General features: G+C 65.0%; 24 protein-coding genes and 3 tRNA genes. 19 read left to right on the plus strand and 8 right to left on the minus strand.

The annotated features are described in order from the left end of the window. The first annotated feature begins 15 nt into the window (after positions 1 to 15). Positions 16 to 663, plus strand: coding sequence for an ATP-dependent Clp protease proteolytic subunit (locus tag ACP69V_RS06630; protein WP_135195868.1), 648 nt, complete (start codon positions 16 to 18; stop codon positions 661 to 663). A gap of 71 nt (positions 664 to 734) precedes the next feature. After that, positions 735 to 1,055 carry a hypothetical protein gene (locus ACP69V_RS06635; RefSeq protein ID WP_426023176.1) on the plus strand — a complete coding sequence of 107 codons (321 nt, stop codon included), beginning with the start codon at positions 735 to 737 and terminating at the stop codon, positions 1,053 to 1,055. A 6-nt stretch (positions 1,056 to 1,061) separates the two neighbouring features. Here the strand turns inward: ACP69V_RS06635 and ACP69V_RS06640 are convergent, their stop codons facing one another. Continuing rightward, a complete protein-coding gene (locus ACP69V_RS06640; protein WP_426023177.1) occupies positions 1,062 to 1,709 on the minus strand; it encodes an HAD-IB family hydrolase in 648 nt (215 codons plus the stop codon). A gap of 194 nt (positions 1,710 to 1,903) precedes the next feature. Between ACP69V_RS06640 and clpX the strand changes: the two genes are divergently transcribed. Next, complete coding sequence (clpX, locus tag ACP69V_RS06645) at positions 1,904 to 3,172, plus strand: ATP-dependent Clp protease ATP-binding subunit ClpX (protein ID WP_135195870.1); 1,269 nt, start codon at positions 1,904 to 1,906, stop codon at positions 3,170 to 3,172. A 77-nt stretch (positions 3,173 to 3,249) separates the two neighbouring features. Here clpX and ACP69V_RS06650 read toward each other — a convergent pair whose 3' ends face one another. Genes ACP69V_RS06650 through ACP69V_RS06660 form a run of 3 tightly spaced genes read right to left on the minus strand, consistent with a single transcriptional unit; the run spans position 3,250 to position 3,787 of the window. Then, complete coding sequence (locus ACP69V_RS06650) at positions 3,250 to 3,456, minus strand: hypothetical protein (protein ID WP_426023178.1); 207 nt, start codon at positions 3,454 to 3,456, stop codon at positions 3,250 to 3,252. After that, the gene (locus ACP69V_RS06655) at positions 3,453 to 3,599 is read right to left on the minus strand and encodes a hypothetical protein (protein WP_426023179.1); all 147 of its coding nucleotides are present in this window, start codon (positions 3,597 to 3,599) and stop codon (positions 3,453 to 3,455) included. The genes ACP69V_RS06650 and ACP69V_RS06655 overlap by 4 nt, the downstream gene beginning before the upstream one ends. A gap of 59 nt (positions 3,600 to 3,658) precedes the next feature. Then, complete coding sequence (locus tag ACP69V_RS06660; RefSeq protein ID WP_255451491.1) at positions 3,659 to 3,787, minus strand: hypothetical protein; 129 nt, start codon at positions 3,785 to 3,787, stop codon at positions 3,659 to 3,661. A gap of 281 nt (positions 3,788 to 4,068) precedes the next feature. Here ACP69V_RS06660 and lon point away from each other — a divergent pair, with 281 nt between their 5' ends. From lon to ACP69V_RS06675, 3 genes are all read left to right on the plus strand, one after another. Next, positions 4,069 to 6,465, plus strand: a complete 2,397-nt coding sequence (lon, locus tag ACP69V_RS06665; protein WP_426023180.1) for an endopeptidase La — start codon at positions 4,069 to 4,071, stop codon at positions 6,463 to 6,465. 101 nt (positions 6,466 to 6,566) lie between these two features. Continuing rightward, entirely contained in the window at positions 6,567 to 6,842 is a 276-nt protein-coding gene (locus ACP69V_RS06670) for an HU family DNA-binding protein (RefSeq protein ID WP_426023181.1), read from the plus strand. Between the two features lie 33 nt (positions 6,843 to 6,875). Further along, a tRNA-Val gene (locus ACP69V_RS06675) sits at positions 6,876 to 6,952 on the plus strand. A gap of 59 nt (positions 6,953 to 7,011) precedes the next feature. Here the strand turns inward: ACP69V_RS06675 and ACP69V_RS06680 are convergent. Then, positions 7,012 to 10,305: an autotransporter outer membrane beta-barrel domain-containing protein gene (locus ACP69V_RS06680; RefSeq protein ID WP_426023182.1), complete on the minus strand. Its 3,294-nt coding sequence runs from the start codon at positions 10,303 to 10,305 to the stop codon at positions 7,012 to 7,014. A 311-nt stretch (positions 10,306 to 10,616) separates the two neighbouring features. Between ACP69V_RS06680 and ACP69V_RS06685 the strand changes: the two genes are divergently transcribed. Further along, entirely contained in the window at positions 10,617 to 11,867 is a 1,251-nt protein-coding gene (locus tag ACP69V_RS06685; protein WP_426023183.1) for a glycosyltransferase, read from the plus strand. Positions 11,868 to 11,963: 96 nt separating this feature from the next. Here ACP69V_RS06685 and ACP69V_RS06690 read toward each other — a convergent pair. The 3 genes from ACP69V_RS06690 to ACP69V_RS06700 all read right to left on the minus strand — a co-directional run bounded on the left by ACP69V_RS06690 (position 11,964) and on the right by ACP69V_RS06700 (position 13,926). Next, positions 11,964 to 12,040 (minus strand) — tRNA-Asp (locus ACP69V_RS06690). Between the two features lie 81 nt (positions 12,041 to 12,121). After that, a tRNA-Asp gene (locus ACP69V_RS06695) sits at positions 12,122 to 12,198 on the minus strand. Positions 12,199 to 12,294: 96 nt separating this feature from the next. Then, positions 12,295 to 13,926, minus strand: a complete 1,632-nt coding sequence (locus ACP69V_RS06700; RefSeq protein ID WP_426023184.1) for an AbgT family transporter — start codon at positions 13,924 to 13,926, stop codon at positions 12,295 to 12,297. 205 nt (positions 13,927 to 14,131) lie between these two features. On the opposite strand from ACP69V_RS06700, the gene ACP69V_RS06705 reads away from it, so the two are divergent. The 12 genes from ACP69V_RS06705 to nuoI all read left to right on the plus strand — a co-directional run bounded on the left by ACP69V_RS06705 (position 14,132) and on the right by nuoI (position 23,550). Further along, positions 14,132 to 14,509 (plus strand): NADH-quinone oxidoreductase subunit A, encoded by a 378-nt coding sequence (locus tag ACP69V_RS06705; RefSeq protein WP_409715304.1) that lies wholly within the window; start codon positions 14,132 to 14,134, stop codon positions 14,507 to 14,509. Then, positions 14,479 to 15,108: a NuoB/complex I 20 kDa subunit family protein gene (locus ACP69V_RS06710; protein ID WP_159851101.1), complete on the plus strand. Its 630-nt coding sequence runs from the start codon at positions 14,479 to 14,481 to the stop codon at positions 15,106 to 15,108. Before ACP69V_RS06705 ends, ACP69V_RS06710 begins: the two co-directional genes overlap by 31 nt. Further along, a complete protein-coding gene (locus ACP69V_RS06715) occupies positions 15,105 to 15,734 on the plus strand; it encodes an NADH-quinone oxidoreductase subunit C (RefSeq protein WP_426023185.1) in 630 nt (209 codons plus the stop codon). Before ACP69V_RS06710 ends, ACP69V_RS06715 begins: the two co-directional genes overlap by 4 nt. 83 nt (positions 15,735 to 15,817) lie before the next feature. After that, entirely contained in the window at positions 15,818 to 16,996 is a 1,179-nt protein-coding gene (locus ACP69V_RS06720; protein ID WP_426024039.1) for an NADH-quinone oxidoreductase subunit D, read from the plus strand. Beyond that, the gene (gene nuoE / locus ACP69V_RS06725) at positions 16,993 to 17,670 is read left to right on the plus strand and encodes an NADH-quinone oxidoreductase subunit NuoE (RefSeq protein ID WP_426023186.1); all 678 of its coding nucleotides are present in this window, start codon (positions 16,993 to 16,995) and stop codon (positions 17,668 to 17,670) included. The genes ACP69V_RS06720 and nuoE overlap by 4 nt, the downstream gene beginning before the upstream one ends. Next, positions 17,670 to 17,933 carry a hypothetical protein gene (locus ACP69V_RS06730; protein WP_426016662.1) on the plus strand — a complete coding sequence of 88 codons (264 nt, stop codon included), beginning with the start codon at positions 17,670 to 17,672 and terminating at the stop codon, positions 17,931 to 17,933. The genes nuoE and ACP69V_RS06730 overlap by 1 nt, the downstream gene beginning before the upstream one ends. A 5-nt stretch (positions 17,934 to 17,938) precedes the next feature. Beyond that, on the plus strand, positions 17,939 to 19,252 hold the full coding sequence (gene nuoF / locus ACP69V_RS06735) for an NADH-quinone oxidoreductase subunit NuoF (RefSeq protein ID WP_426023187.1): 1,314 nt from the start codon (positions 17,939 to 17,941) through the stop codon (positions 19,250 to 19,252). A gap of 2 nt (positions 19,253 to 19,254) precedes the next feature. Continuing rightward, on the plus strand, positions 19,255 to 19,746 hold the full coding sequence (locus ACP69V_RS06740; RefSeq protein WP_426023188.1) for a hypothetical protein: 492 nt from the start codon (positions 19,255 to 19,257) through the stop codon (positions 19,744 to 19,746). Next, entirely contained in the window at positions 19,746 to 21,791 is a 2,046-nt protein-coding gene (nuoG, locus tag ACP69V_RS06745) for an NADH-quinone oxidoreductase subunit NuoG (protein ID WP_426023189.1), read from the plus strand. Before ACP69V_RS06740 ends, nuoG begins: the two co-directional genes overlap by 1 nt. A gap of 3 nt (positions 21,792 to 21,794) precedes the next feature. After that, positions 21,795 to 22,868 (plus strand): NADH-quinone oxidoreductase subunit NuoH, encoded by a 1,074-nt coding sequence (gene nuoH, locus ACP69V_RS06750; RefSeq protein WP_314121506.1) that lies wholly within the window; start codon positions 21,795 to 21,797, stop codon positions 22,866 to 22,868. Continuing rightward, the gene (locus ACP69V_RS06755) at positions 22,868 to 23,059 is read left to right on the plus strand and encodes a hypothetical protein (RefSeq protein ID WP_426023190.1); all 192 of its coding nucleotides are present in this window, start codon (positions 22,868 to 22,870) and stop codon (positions 23,057 to 23,059) included. The genes nuoH and ACP69V_RS06755 overlap by 1 nt, the downstream gene beginning before the upstream one ends. Continuing rightward, the gene (gene nuoI, locus ACP69V_RS06760) at positions 23,059 to 23,550 is read left to right on the plus strand and encodes an NADH-quinone oxidoreductase subunit NuoI (protein ID WP_159851118.1); all 492 of its coding nucleotides are present in this window, start codon (positions 23,059 to 23,061) and stop codon (positions 23,548 to 23,550) included. The genes ACP69V_RS06755 and nuoI overlap by 1 nt, the downstream gene beginning before the upstream one ends. Positions 23,551 to 23,601: the final 51 nt, after the last annotated feature.

Below are 23,601 nucleotides of genomic sequence, written 5' to 3' on the forward strand. Positions count from 1 at the left end.
TCCCGAGAAGGCTATATGCGCGATCCGATCGAACTGATGAACATGAACCTGGTCCCCATGGTCGTGGAGCAATCCAGCCGTGGCGAGCGCTCCTTCGACATCTTCTCGCGGCTGCTGCGCGAGCGGATCATCTTCCTGACGGGGCCGTTCGAGGACGGCATGGCGTCGCTGATCTGCGCCCAGCTGCTGTTCCTGGAGTCGGAGAACCCCAAGAAGGAAATCAGCATGTATATCAACAGCCCCGGCGGACAGGTGTCCTCGGCGCTCGCGATCTACGATACCATGCAATACATCAAGAGCCCGGTCTCGACCGTGGTCATGGGCATGGCGGCGTCGGCGGGCTCGCTGATCCTGACGGCCGGCGCCGCAGGCCAGCGGATCGCCCTGCCTAACGCGCGCATCATGGTTCACCAACCCTCGGGCGGGTTCCGTGGCCAGGCGTCGGATATCGAACTGCACGCCGCCGACATCCGCTACACCAAGAAGCGTCTGAATGAGATTTACGTCCACCACACCGGCCGGACGTACGAGGAAGTCGAAAAGACCCTGGACCGCGACCACTTCATGTCGGCCGAGGAAGCCAAGGCCTGGGGCATCGTGGACCACGTCTATGATCGCCGCGAGCAGGCCGATGCCGACGGCGTGAAGACGCCCGGCAACTAAGTCTTCCCGACAAACGACGAAAGGCGCGCCGATCGCGGCGCGCCTTTTTCATTTTGTGCTATCAGGCCGCCATGCAGTTCACACGAGATCCAAGCGGCACGGTCGAGGTCGACGGCGAAACCTACGTTTGGGAGCTTCGTCGCCAGCCCCAGCCCAAGGGCGGCAATGTCTGGGAGGGCATGGCCGTGTCCCTGCGCCATGTCGATTTCAAGCGTGAGGCCATCGTGCAGTTCCCGCCGCCGCTGCGACCCAACGGCCGGCCGGATGTCGAAAAGCAGCGGGTCAATGTCGATGCGGTGCGCACCGCCATCACCTCGGCGATCGCAGCGGGATGGGATCCGGCCTCGCGCGGCAAGGCCGTCGTGTTCGATGTGGACGCCGACGGCAACTGACGGCCCTCACGGCTTCTGGCGAAACACCCTGAAGCCTTGCTCCTGGGCCATGGCCAGCATTTCGTTATCGCCGGAGGTGTCGCCATAGGCGGCGACCAGCGTCATGTCGTCGCCATAGGCGGCCTTGAGCCGTCGCACCTTCTCTTCGGCCCGACAGTTCGGACCCGCAAAGGCGCCCGTGATTCGGTCGTCGCCATCGAACACCAACTCTGTGCCTAGCAAAGCTTCCGCGCCCAGCTTTCGGGCAAACGGCGCGACCGTGGTGGTGGGGGAGGCGGTCACGATCACGCGATGGGCACCGCGCTGGCCCCAGTCGTTCCAGACCGAAAGCGCATCGGGCCGCATGAATCTGGGCCAGACTTCCTGTGCGAACTGCTCGGCCTCGGCTTCCAGCGTCTGACGATCGACACCCTGCAGGAACTCCTTCACCGACGCCGCCTTGATCCGGCCCCGGTCGCGATCCCGCGCATAGGCCGCCACGGCGGGCGCCAGCTTGACCAGACCCAGCGCCCAGGCGCCGGGACCGACGCGCCAACGGAGGAATTCGGTGAAGCTGTCGCGAATCGTCAGTGTCCCATCGAAATCGAACGCGACAATGGGACGCTCCTTGGCCTTGGACTGGCGCAAATCCTGCACGATCCCCATGTCAGACATTCGCCTTGATCCCCGCCGACACTGATCCATCCACGCACTGCAACAATCCCTTGCCGCCTTCGGGGTTGTCGTCGCACGTGGGATGGGTAATTGTCATTTTTTGAAGACCTTCGCAGCCAGAGTACTGGCATCAATGTGAGGGAAGCGCGTTTCGGGCCATTTCGGTTCGCCCCGCGGGAGTGAGATAAGGGTCTATGACCAAAGCAGCCGGCTCAGACGCCAAAAGCACTCTGTACTGCTCGTTCTGCGGAAAGAGCCAGCACGAGGTCCGCAAACTGATTGCGGGCCCGACCGTCTTCATCTGCGATGAATGCGTCGAACTGTGCATGGACATCATCCGCGAAGAGCACAAGATCGGCTTCAAGAAGACGACCGACGGCGTTCCGACGCCCAAGGAGATCCGCGACGTCCTGGACGACTACGTCATCGGACAGAGCCACGCAAAGAAGGTGCTCTCGGTCGCCGTTCACAACCACTACAAGCGCCTGAACCACGCGACGAAGAACAACGACGTCGAACTGGCCAAGTCGAACATCATGCTGATCGGGCCGACCGGTTCGGGCAAGACGCTGCTGGCCCAGACGCTGGCGCGCATCATCGACGTGCCCTTCACCATGGCCGACGCCACGACCCTGACCGAAGCCGGTTATGTGGGCGAGGATGTCGAGAACATCATCCTGAAACTGCTCCAGGCCTCCGACTACAACGTCGAACGGGCCCAGCGCGGCATCGTCTACATCGATGAAATCGACAAGATTTCGCGCAAGTCGGACAATCCCTCGATCACCCGCGATGTCTCGGGCGAGGGCGTGCAGCAGGCCCTGCTGAAGATCATGGAAGGCACCGTCGCCTCCGTGCCTCCGCAAGGCGGCCGCAAGCATCCGCAGCAGGAGTTCTTGCAGGTCGACACCGCCAACATCCTGTTCATCGTCGGCGGCGCCTTCGCCGGCCTGGAGAAGGTGATCGCGGCGCGCGGGGCGGGCGCCTCGATCGGCTTCGGCGCCAAGGTCAAGGAAATCGACGAGCGTCGCACCGGCGACATCCTCAAGGGCGTCGAGCCCGACGACCTGATGCGGTTCGGCCTGATCCCCGAGTTCATCGGCCGTCTGCCCGTTCTGGCGACGCTGGAAGACCTGGACGAAGCGGCGCTGGTCACCATCCTGACAGAGCCGAAGAACGCGCTGGTCAAACAGTACAAGCGCCTGTTCGAGATGGAGAATGTCGAGCTGACCTTCACCGACGACGCGCTGATCGCCGTCGCCAAGAAGGCCATCACCCGCAAGACGGGCGCGCGCGGCCTGCGTTCGATCCTGGAAGGCATACTGCTGGAGACCATGTTCGAACTGCCGACCTTCGAAGGAGTCGAAGAGGTCGTGGTCAACGCCGAGGTTATCGAAGGCAAGGCTCAGCCCCTGCTGATCTATTCCGAAGTGTCGAAGAAAAAGGCCGACGGCGCCGCCTGATCGGGCCGCCGAAAGCGATAAAAGCGAAGGCCGGAGCGAGAGATCGCTCCGGCCTTTTTCGTTTCCTGTTCGAGGTGTCAGGTCGTCGGACGGATATCCGCCAGCACTAGGACGTGACCGGGATGCGCGTCCGCCTCGGCCCTGGCGCATTGAACGGCGCTTTTGGCGTCGGTGAAGACGCCCTCGAACAGACCGTCACTGGAGGTGACGCGCCAGCGGTCTCCGACAGGCTGGATCGTCAGCGTCTCGATGGCCGGCGGCGATGGGGGTGCAGCCGCGATCATTGCGTGCGCCTGTGCTGGTCGCGGTTCAGGCGGTCGGCCTCGGCCTGCAACCGCATGGCCAGGCGTTCGGCAGAGGCGCGGTCGGGCAGGGGGCGGGTCGTGGCCTGGTTGACCGCGACCGCCCAGCCGCTTGCGCGGGGCACCACCCTGTATCGTCGGGGTGGGACGGGGGCTGCGGCCCCGCCTTCGACATGGCCCTGCATCATCGCGACGGCCCCCGAGGAATCGGCGCGCCGAACAGGGCACCGATGAAGGTCATCGCCATCTGGACGGAGGTCGGCTTTGGGGCGGGGCGTTTCAGCGATTCCGCCAGCAGGTGTGAACGGCTCATGGGCTATCTCCTTGGGTATCAAGCAGACGCCAGAACCCCGTAAAGCCGCCATGTCGAAAGCGCCGCGCCGCATAATGCGGGCCTAAATCAGCGCGATCACGGGCCTTGCGACCACGCAGATGTGGGCGGTTCATCGGTCACGCTTGAACCGTGGGTCTTTCAAACCACATACTCATCCGAACGCCGTCGGAATCGACGGGCCGTCATGCGCCGGTCGGGCCTCTTGCCCGGCGGACCGTGGCGGCGGGCCGGAGATGATCAATGGCCCAGGAGTACGCATCATGACTGAACCAAAGATCCTGCCCGTCCTGCCGCTAAGAGACATCGTCGTCTTCCCGCACATGGTCGTGCCGCTCTTCGTGGGCCGCGAGAAGTCCGTGAAGGCGCTGGACGAAATCATGAAGGGTGAAAAGCAGATCCTGCTGGCGACCCAGAAGAACAGCGTCGACGACGATCCGTCGCCCGACGCCATCTATCCCATCGGCGTGCTGGCCACCGTGCTGCAACTTCTGAAACTGCCCGACGGCACGGTGAAGGTGCTGGTCGAGGGCAAGGGCCGTGCGCGCCTGACCCGCTTCACCGATCGCGAGGAGTATTTTGAGGCCGAGGCCGTCGAGATCGAGGACGAGCCGGGCGATGCCTCGCAGACGGAGGCCATGCTGCGCGCCGTCGTCGAGCAGTTCGAAAACTATGTGAAGCTGAACAAGAAGGTCCCGCCCGAGGCCCTCAGCTCCATCCCCCAGATCACCGACGCCTCCAAGCTGGCCGACTCGGTCGCCGCTCACCTGTCGGTGAAGATCGCCGACAAGCAGGGCCTGCTGGAAACTTTCGACGTGCCCAAGCGGCTGGAGAAGGTCTATGGCCTGATGGAGGGCGAGATCTCGGTCCTGCAGGTCGAGAAGAAAATCCGCTCGCGCGTGAAGCGCCAGATGGAGAAGACCCAGCGCGAATATTATCTGAACGAGCAGATGAAGGCGATCCAGCGCGAGCTGGGCGAGACCGACGACGCGCGCGACGAGATCATGGACCTGGAGAAGCGCATCCGTAAGACGCGCCTGTCCAAGGAAGCCCGCACCAAGGCCGAGGCCGAGGTCAAGAAGCTGCGCAACATGAGCCCGATGTCGGCCGAATCGACCGTGGTTCGCAACTATCTCGACTGGTTGCTGTCCGTGCCGTGGGGCAAGGCCAAGCAGAAGCCGATCGACCTGGTCAAGGCCGAGGAGATCCTTGAGGAGGACCATTTCGGCCTGGAGAAGGTCAAGGAACGGATCGTCGAATATCTGGCCGTCCAGGCCCGCACCGGCAGCCTGAAGGGGCCGATCCTTTGCCTCGTCGGCCCTCCCGGCGTCGGCAAGACCTCCCTGGCCAAGTCCATCGCCAAGGCGACCGGGCGTGAATATGTCCGCATGTCCCTGGGCGGCGTGCGTGACGAAAGCGAGATCCGCGGCCACCGCCGGACGTATATCGGCTCCATGCCCGGCAAGATCATCCAGTCGATGAAGAAGGCCAAGACCACCAACGCCTTCGTTCTGCTGGACGAGATCGACAAGCTGGGCTCCGACTGGCGCGGTGACCCGTCCTCGGCCCTGCTTGAGGTGCTGGACCCGGCCCAGAACTCGACCTTCGGCGACCACTATCTGGAGGTGGACTACGACCTGTCCCAGGTGATGTTCGTGACGACGGCGAACAGCCTGAACATGCCGCAGCCGCTGATGGACCGGATGGAGATCATCCGGGTCTCGGGCTACACCGAGGACGAGAAGGTCGAGATCGCCAAGCGCCACGTCCTGCCCAAGCAACTGACCGATCATGGTCTGAAGACGGACGAGCTGATCATTCCGGAAGACACGATCCGGGACCTGATCCGTTATTACACTCGTGAAGCTGGTGTTCGCTCGCTTGAGCGCGCCTTGGGCGGGCTGGCCCGCAAGGCCGTTCGAGAGATGGCCAAGACGGGCGCCAAGTCGATCACCGTGGATGACGCCAAGCTGGCCGAATACGCGGGCGTGAAGAAGTTCCGTTACGGCGAGACGGACGAGGAGGATCAGGTCGGCATCGTCACCGGCCTGGCCTGGACCGAGTTCGGCGGGGACATCCTGACCATCGAGGCGATCAAGATGCCGGGCCGCGGCCGCATGACCGTGACCGGCAATCTGAAGGAGGTGATGAAGGAGTCGATCTCCGCCGCCGCCTCCTATGTTCGATCTCGCGCGCTCGATTTCGGCGTCAAGCCGCCGGTGTTCGAGAAGACCGACATCCACGTCCACGTGCCGGACGGCGCCACGCCCAAGGACGGTCCGTCCGCCGGCGTCGCCATGACGGTGGCCATGGTCTCGGTCCTGACGGGCGTGCCGATCCGCAAGGACATCGCCATGACCGGCGAGATCACCCTGCGCGGCCGGGTCACCGCCATTGGCGGCCTGAAGGAGAAGCTGCTCGCGGCCCTGCGCTCCGGCGTCAAGACCGTGCTGATCCCGCAGGAGAACGAGAAGGACCTCGCCGATGTGCCGGACAACGTGAAGTCGGCGCTGGAGATCGTGCCGATCTCCACGGCGGACGAAGCGCTGAAATGGGCCTTGATTGGTCCCCTGACCCCGGTCGAATGGGACGAGGCGACGGATCCGCTGCCGGCGCCAGTGCCGTCTCTCGACGGGCCGCCGTCCGCCGTCAGCCACTAACGGCAAGTTGAATAGGGAGCGCCGCCGGTGAGCATGCCGGCGGCGTTTTCGTTTTTGACGCAACCGTCGATCTGACCTTTAGTGATTCGTTCGGAGGACAGATGACCAAAGCGGAACTGATCGGCCGAATGGCCAGCGCGGCGAACATCAGCCGGGACCAAGCCAAATCGGCGCTGGAGGCCTTTACCGACGGCGTGGCCGAAGCCTTGTCGGACGGTCGGGACGTCAAGCTGATCGGCTTCGGCAGCTTTGTGGCCGTGGAACGCAAGGCCGGGGTCGCCCGCAATCCTCGGACGGGGGCCACCGTGGCGCGCCCTGCATCCCGCACCGCGCGGTTTCGTGCTGGGGAAGGTTTGAAAAGCGCCTTGAACGGTTGAAGTCCAACGGGCATAAGCCCGGCTCTGCATTGAGGGCGGCTAGCTCAGCTGGTCAGAGCATCTCGTTTACACCGAGAGGGTCGGCGGTTCGAACCCGTCGCCGCCTACCAAACAAAAAGGCCGCCGGATCGCTCCGGCGGCCTTTCGTGTTTCTGGCGATAGCCGCCGATCAGAACCGGAAGCTGGCTCGAAGCAGCAGCGAATAACGCACGTAATCTTCGAGCAATTCCGCATCGCCGGTCAGCGAGATCATGCCCAGGTCGTTGCCGAAGTTCACGCGGAAGCCAAGGATCGGTCCGCCGCCTTCGATGGCGTCGGGCGACAGGATGAAGTCCGGGCCGCCGCTGGCGAAGCGGGCGATGGTCTCGCCGGCGTCCACCGAGATGTTCTGGCGATAGCCGATGCGCAGTTCGGGGCGCAGCCACTGGTTACGTCCGAAGCCGTAGCCGATGTTCATCGCCGCCACGGCCGAGAAGATGTGGCTGTCTCGCGAATCGATGTCCAGGTCGAAGCCGTCGCCGCCGCCCTGTTCGGTGCGCGCGCCCTCGGACAGGTGGAAATATTCGCCGTAGATTTCGGGGCGCACGTTCAGGCGACCGAAGTTACGCTCATACGACGCCCCGCCGGCGACCGCCGCCGTCCAGCCGTGCCAGTCCGAGGTGTTGTTCAGATAGACCCCGTCGGCGACCAGCGAACGGTCGGCGTTGAAGCTGGCATAACCGCCGGCCGCGCGGGCCCAGGTCGTCCAGTACTGGCCCTGTGCGCGCCAGTAGAGTCCCAGTTCCAGCAGATTGGCCGACAGGACTTCTTCGGCCTCGGCCTCGGGGTCCTTGATGTCGGAGGAGGTGAAGGCGGCCGAGATGCCGAAGGCGCCCAGGCTGGAGCCCTTTTCCACACCGCCTGCCACGCCGAAGCCTTCCGAACGGAAGCCATAGGTGTCGGTCTTGTCCTTGTCGGCGTAGAAATTGATCTCCTGCAGCCAGGCGCTGGTCTCGCCCGGCGCTGCTGCGGCGTTGCGACCCGTAAGCGCCCGCGTCACCGCATCGACCCCGGCCGACAGCGACATCAGCGGACCGCCGGAGTGGTCGGGCAGCATCTGCTCGTAGGCGTCGACGAAGCCGTCGCGCGAGGTCTGCGACAGGAAGAGGTTGCGAAGCGTCTCGTTGGACCCCAGCGCACCATAGACGGCGTCGTAGGCGGAGGCTTCGACCGGGATCAGGCCGGCTTCCGAAGCGGTGCGGCGGCGCGCATCGACGTAGACGGTGTTGCCCGCAACGCCGCCCTCGACCACGTAAAGGTAAGGCGAGTTTTCAGACAGCAAAGTCTGGTTGATCTGTCCCGTGGTCAGCGTGCCGGCCGTGATGACGTTAAACCGCTCTGGTCCGTCGAGCAGAGACGAGAAGCGGACGCCCAGGGTGGACCCCGTCGCCAGCGTAGCGTTGCCGCTGACGTTGAAACCGCCTGCGGTGTTGTTGGCCGGGTCCAGGTTGACCAGCAAGGTGCCTTCCGCGCCGATGTTCAGGTTGGAAATCGCCGTGGAGCCCGTCTGGGTGGCCGCCAGGATGCCCTTGGACACGTTGATATCGAGGAGGCCGTCGTTGTTCCGGATCGCTCCAGACACGACCGCGCCGCCGCTGATGTTCAGGCGGTCGGCGCCGGCGCCGAAATCGATGTCGCCATTGACGACGCCGTTCTCGATATTGAGCGTATCGGCGCCGGAACCCAGCTTGATTGCGCCCACGATGGCCGGTTCGGTGGCGTCAGGCACGCCGTCCTTGTCCGTATCGACCGCCGTGCTGCCCGAGGCGGCAGGAATGCCGTATTGGCGCAGGGTGACGCCCGTCGTGTTGGCGGACAGATCGATCGCCGTAACGGTTCCATCGACGGGTGTCGTGTCCGTGCTGTTAGCCGTCAACGAGCCGATGATCGACCCGGCGTTGTTGAGCTGGGTCAGCGAACCCGATTGATCGCGGATGACGGTGGCCGAGCCATGGTTGCCGCCGAACGAGGCCACGAGGTTGCCGGTGTTGGTCAGCGATCCGACGTTCGCGCCGGCGCCGATCAGAATGGCCGTGGCGTTCTCGGTCTTGCTGCCAGAGGCGACGGCCTGGATGGCGCCCGAGTTGTTGATCGTGGGAGCGGTGACGCCCGATCCGATCCACACGCCGGTGGCGTTGGCGTCTACGGCGGTCGATGAGATGCCGCCTTCGTTGCGGACGCCGCCGACCACATTGACGGCCTGGCCGCCCGTCACGCCGAGTTGAACCGCCCGGGATTCGACGCCGGAATAGAGGCCGGAACCAACGATGGTGCCGCGGTTGATCAGGCCATAGGCCGCGTCGCCCGTGCCGACGGCGCCCAGGGTGACGGCATTGGTCGTAGAGCCGATCAGCAGGGCCGGCGCGCCGCCCAGAGAGGTGATCGAGGCGGCGGTTTCGCTGGCGTCCGGGATGCCGTCGCCGTCACGATCGGTGTCGTCGCGGTTCTTGACGCCGTCGCCGTCATCGTCCTCGTCGCCGTTCTTGACGCCGTCCTTGTCGTCGTCGCCCTCAATGCCCGCGTCGGAATAGGCTAGGGCCTTGTCCAGCAGGACGCCGCCAGCGACGTTGGCGCCCACGCGCACGGCCGGCCCGCCCTGGAGCAGGTCATCCGCGTCCAGCTCATCGAGGAACAGGGTCGTGGCATTGTCGAAGGTGCCCGTCGTCGGACGCACGGGGGGAGGGGTCGTGTAGCGGTAGCCTGTGGCGACGACCGAGGAATGAATCTTCAGCGCGCCGCCGACGTCGCCCTCGATGGAGACGCCGGTCGCGTTGGCGCCGAGCGCCGAGATGGAGCCGGCGAGATCGACATTGCCTGAGACAGGGCCGGTTGTCCGGATTGCGGTGCTGTCATTGCCGGTGACACGCACCGTGCCCAGGCTTTGCAGCTTGCCGTTCACCGCAGATTCGACCGACAGGCCGTAGGAGTTGTTGCCTTCGACGGCGATCGCTCCGGTGCCTTCGATCAGGATGTTGCCGGTGAAGGGCGACGCGCCGGTCACTCGCACGCCATAGCGGTTGGTTCCGGTCGCGAAAGGACCGTCCAGGTCGCCGTCGCCGTCCGTATCCTTGATGTCGGCCGTTTCCTGCGTGTCGTTGACGGTGATGGTTCCACCGACGATGACCGAGCCGGTGTTGCCCCCGTTGACCAGGATGCCCGTCGAACCGTCGGCCGACTTGTCCATGGTGATCGAGCTGCCGCTGTCCAGATCGACCGTGTTGTTCGAGTTCAGCGTGACAGCCGCTCCCGTGCCAACGGCGACGCTGCCGCCGCTGGCGATGCGGATATTATCGGCGGCCGTGCCGGTCGCATTGGAGGTCTGGATCGGCGTCGTCCGGGCGGTCGAGATGACGATCTCGGCCTGAGCTCCGGCGGCGGCCATCAAGGGGGCGATCGCTACGGCGGTCGCGAGCAGAATACGCATTCGGTAGAAACCCCTGGTGGTCACGCATCACGGTACGGCCGATCCCTTAGCAGGGTCCGCGCCAGCCTTCCAAGTTTATCGAATTTGAGGCGAATACAAGGCCGCAGCAGTTTGCGGCCCTGCCTGTGAACGGACCCGTGTTCTGTGGTTTGCAAGCGTTGCGGGGGATACGGAGGGTTTTGCAACGCGTCGGTCTTGAGCTTTGCCGCGACGGGGTTTACGGCCGTCGCGAGGTCTAAAGGCCGCGTCCCGGCGACGCATCCAACGAACCCCTTCGGCGTTCGAGAGCCCAGACCAGGCGAGAACACCCCATGAGCATGACAGACCTCGACGTTCAGGAAAGCGAACTCCGACTGATTCCGGGGCTGGACGTCGAGGTCGCCGACACGCTGCGGGCCTTGAGGGCGGCGGCGATGGACGAGCGGCCGCGCCTGGTGGACACCACCATGCTGTATGCGCCGCGCTCTGGCGGGGTGAAACGCTACATCCTGTCCAAGAAGGCCTGGATCGAATCAAACCGGCCCGGCGTCAGCCATTCGCTGATCGTGCCCGGCGCCCGGCACAAGGCGCGCGCCGACGGCATCGTGCAACTGCGGGCGACCAAGCTGCCGTTCGGGGACGGCTATCGCTGGCCCAGCTCGGTCAAGCGCTGGAGCGCATGGGTGGCGGCGATGAAGCCGTCGATCATCGAGGCGGGCGATCCCTACACGCCGGGGCAGGGCGCCCTGGAGGCCGGTCAGCGGGTCGGATGCCCGGTCGTCGGCTTCTGCCACTCCGATCCGGCGGGTCTGGCGGCTCTGCACTTCGGCGAATGGGCCAAGAAGCCGGTCGAGAAGCGCTGGGCCAAACTGTTTTCACAGTTCGACAGGGTGGTGTCGCCCAGCCGTTTCATCGCGCGACGGCTGGAGGAGGCCGGCGTCAATAATATCGTCATCCGTCCCTTGGGCGTGGAGATCGACACCTTCCGGCCGGAACGCCGGGACCGCCAATGGCTGCTGAACAAGCTGGGCCTGGGCGATGACGCGCGATTGCTTTGCTTCGCCGGACGGCCAGCCAAGGAGAAGAACGTCGACGTGCTGATCGAGGCGGTCCAGAAGCTGGGCGCGCCCTATTATCTGGTGTTGGTCGGCGCGGGCGCCGGGATGCCGGAGGAAGATCGCGTGATCTCCATGCCGTATGAAAGCGATCCCAAGGCTGTCGCCAAGATCATCGCCAGCTGCGACGCCTTCGTTCACGCCAACGACAAGGAGCCGTTCGGCCTGATCGTGCTGGAGGCTATGGCGTGCGGGCGCCCCGTGGTGGGGGTCAACGCGGGCGGGGTCGCCGAGACGGTGGATGAGACCGTGGGCCAGTTGGCCGTAAGCGCCGACGCCGGGGATTATGCCGAGGCGGTCGAGGCCCTGTTCGCGCGCGACATCGAAGCCATCGGTCGGGCGGCGCGCGAGAAGGCGGTCAGCCAGTTCGCCTGGAACCGCGTGTTCGAGGACCTGTGCATGGTCTATGGCGAGCTGACGGGCGAGGCGGCCTTCGTGAACCCGGATACGGCGCTGCCGCTGCATTGACGGGGTCGTGCAGACGCACGGCGATCAGCGATCGAATGGGGCGCGTCTCCGGGATACGGGGCGCGCCACTTCTTTTTGCAATGTCTGGAAAAGAAGTGGCGCGAGTGACGGGGCTCGAACCCGCGACCTCCGGCGTGACAGGCCGGCACTCTAACCAACTGAGCTACACCCGCGTATCAGGTCGAAACTTTTGAGCTGTTTCGAAAGCTTTTTGGGAAGGCGGTGTGCGCCACTCTATCTATTGCTAGAGAGAGTGGCGCGAGTGACGGGGCTCGAACCCGCGACCTCCGGCGTGACAGGCCGGCACTCTAACCAACTGAGCTACACCCGCGTTTCCCGGCCGAAGCGGCTGTGCGCCCCGGCGAGGGGCGTCGTTTAGGCGGGCTGACACATCGCGTCAAGCGACCTTTTCGGAGAAACGCGACCCTCAACGCGACGGGGCTGTGGACGGCGTGACGATCGCCGCCTGGGGCGGGCTGTGCGGGCCCGCCAGGCCGCCGCTCGTCGGCTCCTGAGCGGCCACGGCCGGGGCGGGCGGCTCATAGTGGACGCCGACCCCTGGCCCCAGCGGCAGGTCGAAGGCGACCCAGGCCGCCACCATGGCCAGACCGGCAACCAGGAAGGCCCCTGCATAGGGCAGCATGGTCGCCATCAGCGATCCCAGGCCGAATCGCGGATCCCAGCGCTGGGCGAAGGTCAGGATCAGCGGGAAGTAGCTCATCAGGGGCGTGGCGATGTTGGTGACCGAATCGCCCATGCGATAGGCGGCCGTCGTCATCTCGGGGGAAATGCCCAGCAGCATGAACATGGGCACGACGATGGGAGCCAAGGCCGACCATTTGGCCGAGGCCGAGCCGATGAACAGATCAAAGAAGCATGAGACGAAGACGACGCAGATCAGCAGCAGCGGGGCGGGCAGGGCCAGGGTCTTAAGCCCGGCCGCGGCGTTCACCGCCAGGATCGGTCCCAGGCCCGACCAGTTGAACATGGCCACGAAATGGGCGGCGAAGAAGGCCAGCACGATATAGGGCGCCAGCTGGGCGATGCCGTCGCGCATCATCGTCACCATGTCGCGGTGCGACTTGATCGTGCCGGACCCTGCGCCATAGGCCCCGCCAGTGACGAAGAAGGTGATGGCGAAGAAGGCGACCAGGGACTTGTAGAGAGGATTGAACTTCTGCTCCGGATCGACCTCGGGATCGACGAACGGCGAGCCCGGCAGGAAGGTCAGCGTGGCCCACAGGGCGATCATGCCCAGAACCGCCAGGCCGGCGAACCGCAGGCCGCGTTTCTCGGCGGCGGTCAGGGGCTGTTTTTCCGACGCGTTGGGGGCGGCGACGCCCTCGGCCGGTTTCCAGACGCCCAGGCGTGGCTCGATCACGCGATCCGTCAGGAACCAAACGATGGGGGTGAAGACGAACACCACGCCCACGATGAAGAACCAGTTGCCGGCGATGTTCACCGAATAGGACGGGTCGATCAGTTGAGCGGCCGGCTCGGTGATGCCCAGGATCAGCGCATCGCTGGCCCCAGGAAACAGATTGCCGGCGTATCCGCCCGAGACGGCGGCGAAACCGGCGGCGAGGCCGGCCAGCGGATTGCGGCCCGCAGCGGCGAAGATCACGGCAGCCAAGGGAATGACGACCACATAGGACGCGTCCGACGCGTGGTGGGACACCATGCCGGTGACGACGACGATCGGCGTCAGTATGGCGCGCGGCGCGTTCAGCAGGGCGCCGCGAATAGCGGTAGCGAACAGGCCCGTCCGCTCGGCGACAGATGCGCCGTAGATGATGGTGATGACGATCCCCAGCGGCGGAAAGTCGGCCAGGGTGCGCGGCATGCCGATGATCAACTGGCCCAGGTTCTCAGGCGACAATAGGCTCTTGGCGACCAACTGATCGCCGGTCACCGGATTGACGGCGGACCACCCCAGGCCCGCGCCGATCATGCTGAGGACGATCAGTCCCCCGATCAGCCAAAGGAACAGGAAGACGGGATCGGGCAGGCGATTCCCGATCCGCTCCACAGCGTTCAGGGCGCGGCTGGCTGCGCTCATTCGGATGACTTTCGGTTACACGATCAGGCCCGCAATAGGGCTTTGCGGACGCCAGCCGCGCAAGCGTCAGGCCTGCGACATATGGCGCAGAAACTTGCGATCCATTCTCAATGAAAAGCCAATGTCCGCAGGGGTTTGAACGGCGACGTTCTTGGGTCTAAGAAGCGCCGAATCCCGCCTCTCCCCGGCGGACGAGGTTCTTCGAATGAACGCATTCCTTCTCGAATATCTTCCGGTGGTCATCTTCGCGGGCGTCGCCGGCCTGATCAGCATCCTGTTCATCGCGCTGCCGCTTCTGCTGGCGCCGAAGAATCCGGATTCCGAAAAGCTTTCGGCCTATGAGTGCGGGTTCAACGCCTTCGACGACGCGCGCATGAAGTTCGACATCCGCTTCTATCTGGTGTCGATCCTGTTCATCATCTTCGACCTGGAAGTCGCCTTCCTGTTCCCGTGGGCTGTGTCGATGTTCGACCTGTCGCACGGCGGCATGATCTTCGCCTTCTGGTCGATGATGGTCTTCCTGGGCGTGCTGACCATCGGCTTTATCTACGAGTGGAAGAAGGGAGCCCTGGAATGGGAGTAGTCGCCACTTCCACGCCGACGACCCTGGTCACGGCTTCCGGCGCGCCGCTGGTTCCGGCCGGCGCCGCCGCGCGCTCGACCGTCGAGGGCTATGACCCCAAGGTCCACGACAAGTTCTTCGAGGCCGTGAACATGGAACTTGGCGAGCGGGGCTATCTGGTCGCCGCCGCCGACGACGTGATCAACTGGGCGCGCACCGGCTCGCTGATGTGGATGACCTTCGGTCTGGCATGCTGCGCCGTCGAGATGATCCAGATGTCGATGCCGCGCTTCGACGTCGAGCGCTTCGGCATGGCGCCCCGCGCCAGTCCGCGCCAATCGGACCTGATGATCGTCGCAGGCACCCTGACCAACAAGATGGCCCCTGCCATCCGCAAGGTCTACGACCAGATGCCCGACCCGCGTTACGTCGTGTCGATGGGCAGCTGCGCCAACGGCGGCGGCTACTACCACTATAGTTACAGCGTCGTGCGCGGTTGCGACCGCGTCGTGCCGGTGGACGTCTATGTGCCCGGCTGCCCGCCGACGGCGGAGGCGCTGCTTTACGGCCTGCTGCAACTGCAGAAGAAGATCCGTCGCACGGGGACGATCGACCGATGACGTCTCTGGCTGTTCAAGCGCAACACGAAGCCGCCCTGACGCCGCTGGGCGCGGAGATGGTCGGCGCGCTGGGTGTCGAGGCGCAGATCGCATTCGGCGAGCTGACGCTGGTGGCGCCGCGCGAGCGGATCGTCGAGGTGCTGACGGCGCTGCGCGATCAGTTCGGCTTCCAGCAGCTGCTGGACCTCTGCGGCGTGGACTATCCGGATCGCAAGGAGCGGTTCGAGGTCGTCTATCACCTGCTGTCGATGACCCGGAACGCGCGCCTGCGCGTCAAGGTGTCGACCGACGAGACCCAGCCGGTGCCTTCGGTCATCTCGGCCTATCCGGCCGCCAACTGGTTCGAACGCGAAGCCTACGACATGTACGGCATGCTGTTCTCGGGCCACCCGGATATGCGTCGTCTGCTGACGGACTACGGCTTCGAGGGGCATCCGCTTCGCAAGGACTTCCCGATGACGGGCTATGTCGAGGTCCGCTACGACGAGGAACAGCGCCGCGTGGTCTATGAACCGGTCAAGCTGACCCAGGAATTCCGCACGTTCGACTTCCTGTCGCCCTGGGAAGGCGCTGAATACCCCGCACCGGTCCTGCCGGGCGACGAGAAGGCGGGAGGCCAGGCGTAATGGCTGACGGAAACCCTACCCTGCCGCTGGGCGTCGATGTGTTCGAGGATGAGCTCGACACGCGCACCGCCCATGCGCGCGACATGGAAGACCGCAAGTTCACCATCAACTTCGGCCCCCAACACCCGGCCGCGCACGGGGTGCTGCGCCTGGTGCTGGAGCTGGACGGCGAGATCGTCGAACGCGTCGATCCGCACATCGGCCTGCTGCACCGCGGCACCGAGAAGCTGATGGAGGCGCGCACCTATCTTCAGAACGTGCCCTATCTGGATCGCCTCGACTATGTCGCGCCGATGAACCAGGAGCACGCCTTCTGCCTGGCCATCGAGAAGCTGCTGGGCATCGAGGTGCCGTACCGGGCGCAGCTGATCCGCGTCCTGTATTCGGAAATCGGCCGCATCCTGTCGCACATGCTGAACGTGACGACCCAGGCCATGGACGTCGGCGCCCTGTCGCCGCCGCTCTGGGGCTTCGAGGAGCGCGAAAAGCTGATGGTGTTCTACGAGCGCGCCTGCGGCGCCCGTCTGCACGCCAACTATTTCCGTCCGGGCGGCGTCCACCAGGACCTGCCGATGGACCTGATGGACGACATCGGCCGCTGGTGCCACGAGTTCCCGCCAGCGCTGAAGGACATCGAAAGCCTGGTCACCGAGAATCGCATCTTCAAGCAACGCAACGTCGACATCGGCGTGGTGTCCAAGCAGCAGGCCCTGGAGTGGGGCTTCACCGGCGTGATGCTGCGTGGCTCGAACATCGCCTGGGACCTGCGCAAGTCGCAGCCCTACGAGTGCTATGCCGAGCTGGAGTTCGACGTCGTCGTCGGCAAGAACGGCGACTGCTGGGACCGCTATCTGGTGCGCATCGAAGAGATGAAGCAGTCGGTGCGGATCATGGAGCAGTGCATCCACAAGCTGCGCAACTGCCCCGGCGAGCCGGTGATGATCGAGGACAACAAGATCGTTCCCCCGCGTCGTGGCGAGATGAAGCGCTCGATGGAATCGCTGATCCATCACTTCAAGCTGTACACCGAGGGCTTCAAGACGCCTGAGGGCGAGGTCTACGCCTCGGTCGAAGCGCCCAAGGGCGAGTTCGGCATCTATCTGGTGTCGGACGGCACCAACAAACCCTATCGCGTGAAGATTTCGGCGCCGGGCTTCCGCTCGCTGCAGGCGATGGACTGGATGAACCGCGGCCACCAGTTGGCCGACGTGTCCGCCATCCTGGGCTCGCTCGACATCGTTTTCGGAGAAGTGGACCGATGAGCGTTCGTCGTCTCGCCAAGGAACAGCCGGCCTCGTTCGCCTTTACGGCCGACACGACAGCCAAGGCCGAATGGTGGATCAAGAAATACCCGGAAAGCCGTCGCCAGTCGGCGGTGATCCCGATCCTGTGGCTGGTGCAGAAGCAGGAGGGCTGGGTCTCCGAACCCGCCATCCGCGCCGTCGGCGAACTGCTGGGCATGCCCTTCATCCGGGTTCTGGAGGTCGCGACCTTCTACACCATGTTCATGCTGGAGCCGGTCGGCAAGACCGCCCTGATCCAGGTGTGCGGCACCACGCCCTGCATGCTGCGCGGCGCCAATGAGCTGATGAAGGTCTGCAAGGAAAAGATCGGTCCCAAGGATCATCTGTCCGCCGACGGCCGCTTCACCTGGCAGGAAGTCGAATGCCTGGGTGCCTGCTCGAACGCGCCGATGGCCCAGATCAACGACTACTATTTCGAAGACCTGACGCCCGAGACCATCGGCCAGATCATCGACGACTTCGCCGCCGGCAAGACGCCGAAGCCGGGCTCCTACGCCGGTCGCATTACGTCGGAACCGGCGGGCGGCGCCAAGACGCTGCTGGACGCCAAACTCTATGACGGGTCGGCCGCCAAGCCGATCAAGAAGCTGCCCAACAGCGACCCGGCGCCGGTCGAGAAGGCGCCGGCCTGATGGCGCCGCCTGATCTGAGCACCGACGAAGGCCGTGCGGCCTATCGCAAGGAACTGCGCAATGTCGGGCGTCCGCTGCGCGCGGGCGGACTGGCCATGGTCGTCGGCGCCGCCGTGCTGATCCTGATGTCGCGTCAGGGCGCGGTCGGGCCGTGGGCGGTCAATCTCTCCTACTTCATGCTGGCGGCGGGCTGGGTGATGGTCATTGCGGCCATCTGGATGCGCACTCGTCACCACAAGCGCCGTCTGGCGGAAGGACTCTGAGGGCCATGATCGGCATTCTCGAAGACAAGGATCGCATCTTCACCAACCTGTACGGCTTCCAGGACTGGACGCTGGACGGGGCGAAGAATCGCGGCGCCTGGAACGCCACCAAGGACATGCTGGACCTTGGGCGCGACTGGATCATCAACAACGTCAAGGCCTCGGGTCTGCGCGGCCGTGGCGGCGCGGGCTTCTCGACCGGCCTGAAGTGGTCGTTCATGCCCAAGGAAGTGAAGGATCGTCCTCACTACCTGGTCATCAACGCCGACGAATCCGAGCCCGCGACCTGCAAGGACCGCGAGATCATGCGTCATGATCCGCACCTGCTGATCGAAGGCGCGCTGATCGCCAGCTTCGCGATGCAGGCCCATGCCTGCTACATCTACCTGCGCGGCGAATATGTGCTGGAGCGCGAGCGGATGGAGGCCGCCGTCAAGCAGGCCTATGACGCCCGCCTGATCGGCGCGAACAACGTCCACGGCTGGGACTTCGACGTCTATATCCACCACGGCGCCGGCGCCTATATCTGCGGAGAAGAGACGGCCCTGCTGGAATCGCTGGAAGGCAAGAAGGGCCAGCCGCGCCTGAAGCCGCCGTTCCCGGCCGGCGCGGGTCTGTACGGCTGCCCGACCACGGTGAACAACGTCGAGTCGATCGCCGTCGTCGGCACCATCCTGCGTCGCGGCGCCGACTGGTTCGCCAGCTTCGGTCGTCCGAACAACACCGGCACCAAGCTGATGTCACTGTCGGGCCACATCAACACGCCCTGCGTCGTCGAAGAGGCCATGTCGATCCCGCTGCGTCAGCTGATCGAGGATCACGGCGGCGGCGTTCGCGGCGGCTGGGGCAATCTGAAAGCCATCATTCCGGGCGGCGCGTCCTGCCCGGTCATCACGCGCGAACAGGCCGAGACGGTTCTGATGGACTTTGATTCCATGCGCGAGGTTCGCTCGTCGCTGGGAACCGCCGGCGTGACCGTCATGGACGAGTCGACCGATATCGTGAAGGCGATCGCCCGCATCAGCTACTTCTTCAAGCACGAGAGCTGCGGCCAGTGCACGCCGTGCCGTGAAGGCACCGGCTGGATGTGGCGCGTGCTGGAGCGGATGGCCGTGGGCGAGGCCGATCCGTCGGAGATCGACCTGCTGCTGGACGTCGCCAGCCAGGTCGAAGGCCACACCATCTGCGCCTTGGGCGACGCCGCCGCCTGGCCTGTGCAGGGCCTGATCCGTCACTTCCGTCACGAGATCGAAGACCGCATCGCCAACTACCGCAGCCGCCGCGCGAACTTCGCCGGCCATGCGATCGCCGCGGAGTAGGAATGCGCCTTTCGCCCGCCATCGTGATCGGAGCCTTCGCTCTCGCCGCTTGCGGCGAGCGTGACGCTGCGCCCACGCCTGCGGAAAAGGTGTCGGCCGAGGTCAAGGCTTCGGACGCCGTGCAGACGGCGCCCAAGGTTCTGACCGTCGGCGAACTGCGCCGCGTGTGCCAGGCCGGTCTGGCCCAGGTGCATGGCCAAGAGCCTGCGGCAATCGCCGTCGACGGCGTCGAGAACGGCGTGGTCCATGCCTCGTGGCGCGCGCCGGTCGACGGCGGGCGGATGCGCGCCGACTGCCGTGTCGAAAACGATCTGATCGTGTGGAAACCGCTCGATCTGCCCGATGCAACGCTCGTTCGCTGGATGAACCAGTCGGGCGACCCGGTGATCCGTTACGTCATGGACGGCGACGCGATCACCATTACACAGACGCTCCCGGATGGGACCACGGAACAGGCCGAACTGGCCGTTCCCGCTGAAGAAGAGGCCCGCTGATGCCAGTCGCCAAGGTCAACGGCGTCGAAACCGAGTTCGAGCCCGGCATGACCGTGCTCCAGGTCGCCGAGCGCGCGGGGCAGGAGATTCCGCGCTTCTGCTACCACGAACGCCTGTCCATCGCCGGCAACTGCCGCATGTGCCTGGTCGAGGTGAAGCCCGGACCGCCGAAGCCGCAAGCGTCGTGCGCCCTGCCGGCCGCCGAAGGCCAGGAAATCTTCACCGACACGCCGATGGTCAAGAAGGCGCGCGAAGGGGTGATGGAGTTCCTGCTCATCAACCACCCGCTGGATTGCCCGATCTGCGACCAGGGCGGCGAGTGCGACCTGCAGGATCAGGCCATGGGCTATGGCCGCGACGGGTCTCGCTATGCCGAGAACAAGCGCGCGGTCGAAGAAAAGGTCATGGGTCCGACCATCAAGACCTTCATGACGCGCTGCATCCAGTGCACGCGTTGCGTCCGATTCATCACCGAAGTCGCCGGCGTGCCGGACATCGGCATGATCTCGCGCGGCGAGGACGCCGAGATCACGACCTATCTGGAGAAGTCGGTCGCCTCGGAACTGTCGGGCAACGTCAACGACCTGTGCCCGGTCGGCGCCCTGACGCACCGTCCGTGGCAGTACCACTATCGTCCGTGGGAACTGAAGAAGACCGAGACCATCGACGTCATGGACGCACTGGGTTCGAACATCCGCGCCGACTTCCGCGGCTCCGAAGTGATGCGCGTCCTGCCGCGCGTCAACGAGGGCATCAACGAGGAGTGGCTGTCGGACAAGAGCCGCTATGTCATCGATGGCCTGACGGCGCGTCGTCTGGATCGCCCGTGGATTCGCGAAAACGGCAAGCTGCGCGCCGCGTCCTGGAACGAGGCGCTGGACGCCGTCGCCGCCAAGCTGAAGGCCGCCCCGGCCGACCGTATCGGCGTGATCGCTGGCGACCTGCAGGACGCCGAGTCGATGAAGGCGACGCTGGACCTGTTCCGCGCGCTTGGCTCGAACAACACCGACTGCCGCCAGGACGGCGCCGCCCTGGGCTATGGTCCGCGCGAGGGCTGGCTGTTCAACACCGGCCTGGAAGGTATTGAAAAGGCTGACGCCATCCTGATCGTGGGCGTGAACCCGCGCATCGAGGCGCCGCTGCTGAACGCCCGTCTGCGCAAGAGCTGGATCAAGGGCGGGGTCGAGATCGGCGTCATCGGCGAACAGGCCGATCTGACCTTCGACTACGCCTATCTGGGCGCCGGTTCGCAGACCCTGGGCAAGCTGCCCAAGTCGGCGATGGATTTCCTGACCAAGGCCGAGCGTCCGGCGATCATCGTCGGATCCGGCGCGCTGAACGGGGAGGGCGGCCCGGCCGTCCTGAACGCCCTGGGCGCACTGGCCAAGAAGGTCGGCGTCGTGACCGACAGCTGGAATGGCTTCAACGTCCTGCACCACGCCGCATCGCGCGTCGCCGGTCTGGACATGGGCTTCGTGCCGGCTGACGGCGGCCTGAGCGTCGCCGAGATGATGAAGCCGGATGCGCTGGACGTGCTGTTCCTGCTGGGCGCGGACGAGGTCGATCCGACCGGTTCGAACGCCTTCCGCGTCTATCTGGGCAGCCACGGCGACCGGGGCGCTCACGGCGCCGACGTGATCCTGCCGGGCGCGGCCTATACCGAAAAGGCCGGCCTGTATGTGAATACCGAGGGCCGGGTGCAGATGGCCGAACGCGTCGTCTTCCCCAAGGGCGAGGCCAAGGAAGACTGGGCCATCATCCGCGCCTTGTCGGCCCGCGTCGATCAGACCCTGCCTTACGACACGCTGGAGCAGCTGCGCGCCAAGCTGATGGGCGATCATCCGACTTTCGGCCGGATCGACTATCTGCCCGCGCCGGCGGCGTTCGACGTGGCCAAGCTGGGCGCCAAGGGCGACCTGGGCGACCGGGTATTCGCCTCGGCGATCACCGACCCCTATCTTTCCAATCCGATAGCGCGCGCCAGCGCGACGATGGCCGAGCTGTCCGCCCTGCGGATCGCCCCGGTCGCAATGGCGGCGGAGTAAGCCATGGACCCCGTTTCCTTCTGGGCCACGCCTCTGGGCTGGACGCTGATCACCGTCGGTCAGGTCCTGCTGATCACGGTCGGCGTGCTGATCGCCGTCGCCTTCCTGCTGCTGGCCGACCGCAAGGTCTGGGCGGGAGTGCAGATGCGCAAGGGTCCGAACGTCGTCGGTCCCTTCGGCCTGCTTCAGTCCTTCGCCGACATGATCAAGTTCGTGCTGAAGGAGGTCGTGATCCCGGCCGGTGCGGACAAGGCGGTCTTCATCATCGCCCCGATCATCACCGTGATCCTGGCCTTCATGGCCTGGGCGGTCATTCCGTTCGCGCCCGGCTGGGTCGTGTCGGACCTGAACGTCGGCATCCTGTACATCTTCGCGGTGTCGTCGCTGGGCGTGTACGGCATCATCATGGGCGGCTGGGCTTCGAACTCGAAGTATCCGTTCCTGGGCTCGCTGCGTTCGGCGGCGCAGATGGTGTCCTATGAAGTCTCGTTGGGCCTGATCATCATCAATGTGATCCTGCTGGCCGGCACGATGAACCTGTCGGCCATCGTCGACAGCCAGAAGGGCATGTTCTGGAACTGGTACGGCTTCGGCGGTGGCGCCGACACCTGGCCGCTGGTCGTGATCCTGTTCCCGATGTCGATCATCTTCTTCATCTCGGCCCTGGCCGAGACCAACCGTCCGCCGTTCGACCTGCCCGAGGCCGAGTCCGAACTGGTCGCCGGTTATCAGGTCGAATACAGCTCGACCCCGTACCTGCTGTTCATGATGGGCGAATACGTCAACATCGTCTTCATGTCGGCGATGATCAGCCTGCTGTTCTTCGGCGGCTGGAACCCCGGCGTTCCGCAGGCCTGGATGGATGGGCTGCCGGCCTGGATCGCCTATACGATCTATCTGCTGACCTTCATGGCCAAAACCGTGTTCTGGTTCGTCTGCATCTCGATGGTGAAGGCCTTCGTGCCGCGCTATCGCTATGACCAACTGATGCGCCTGGGCTGGAAGATCTTCCTGCCGACCTCGCTGGTGGCGGTCGTGATCGTCTCGGCCTGGCGCGTCTTCGTGGTGGGGTCGTGATGAAGGGTCTTGTCATTGCTTTCGGCCTGCTGACCCTGACGGCCGCCTGCGCGCCCGACAATACGCGCATGCCCGAGTCGAGCTATCAGTGGCAGCAACGCCAGGACCGCATCGAACAGGACTGGCGCGCCAGCCAGACCGCTCCCCAGACCGCCCCCAAGACGTCGCCCGCCCCCAAGGATAAGCCCTGATGTTCACCCGTATCGTCCAGGCGACCAAGGGCGCGATGATGCTGGACGTCATCGGCGCCATCGGTCTGTCGCTGAAATATATGGCGCGGCCCAAGATGACCGTGAACTATCCGTTCGAGCGGAACCCGCAGTCACCGCGCTTCCGTGGCGAACACGTGCTGCGCCGCTACGCCAACGGCGAGGAACGCTGCATCGCCTGCAAGCTGTGCGAAGCCATCTGCCCGGCCCAGGCCATCACCATCGAGGCCGAACCGCGCGCCGACGGCAGCCGCCGCACGACCCGCTACGACATCGACATGGTCAAATGCATCTACTGCGGCCTGTGCCAGGAGGCCTGCCCGGTGGACGCCATCGTGGAGGGGCCCAACTCCGAATTCGCCGTCGAGACGCGCGAGGAGCTGCTCTACGACAAGCAACGCCTGCTCGATAACGGCGACCGCTGGGAACGGCAGATCGCCAAGAATCTGGAACTCGACGCGCCTTACCGCTAAGGCGCATCTCGCTTGAACGGGCCGACGATTCCAAAATGGGGTCGCGGCCGA

Source organism: Brevundimonas sp. PWP3-1b1, assembly GCF_049896065.1.
Classification (GTDB): domain Bacteria; phylum Pseudomonadota; class Alphaproteobacteria; order Caulobacterales; family Caulobacteraceae; genus Brevundimonas; species Brevundimonas intermedia_B.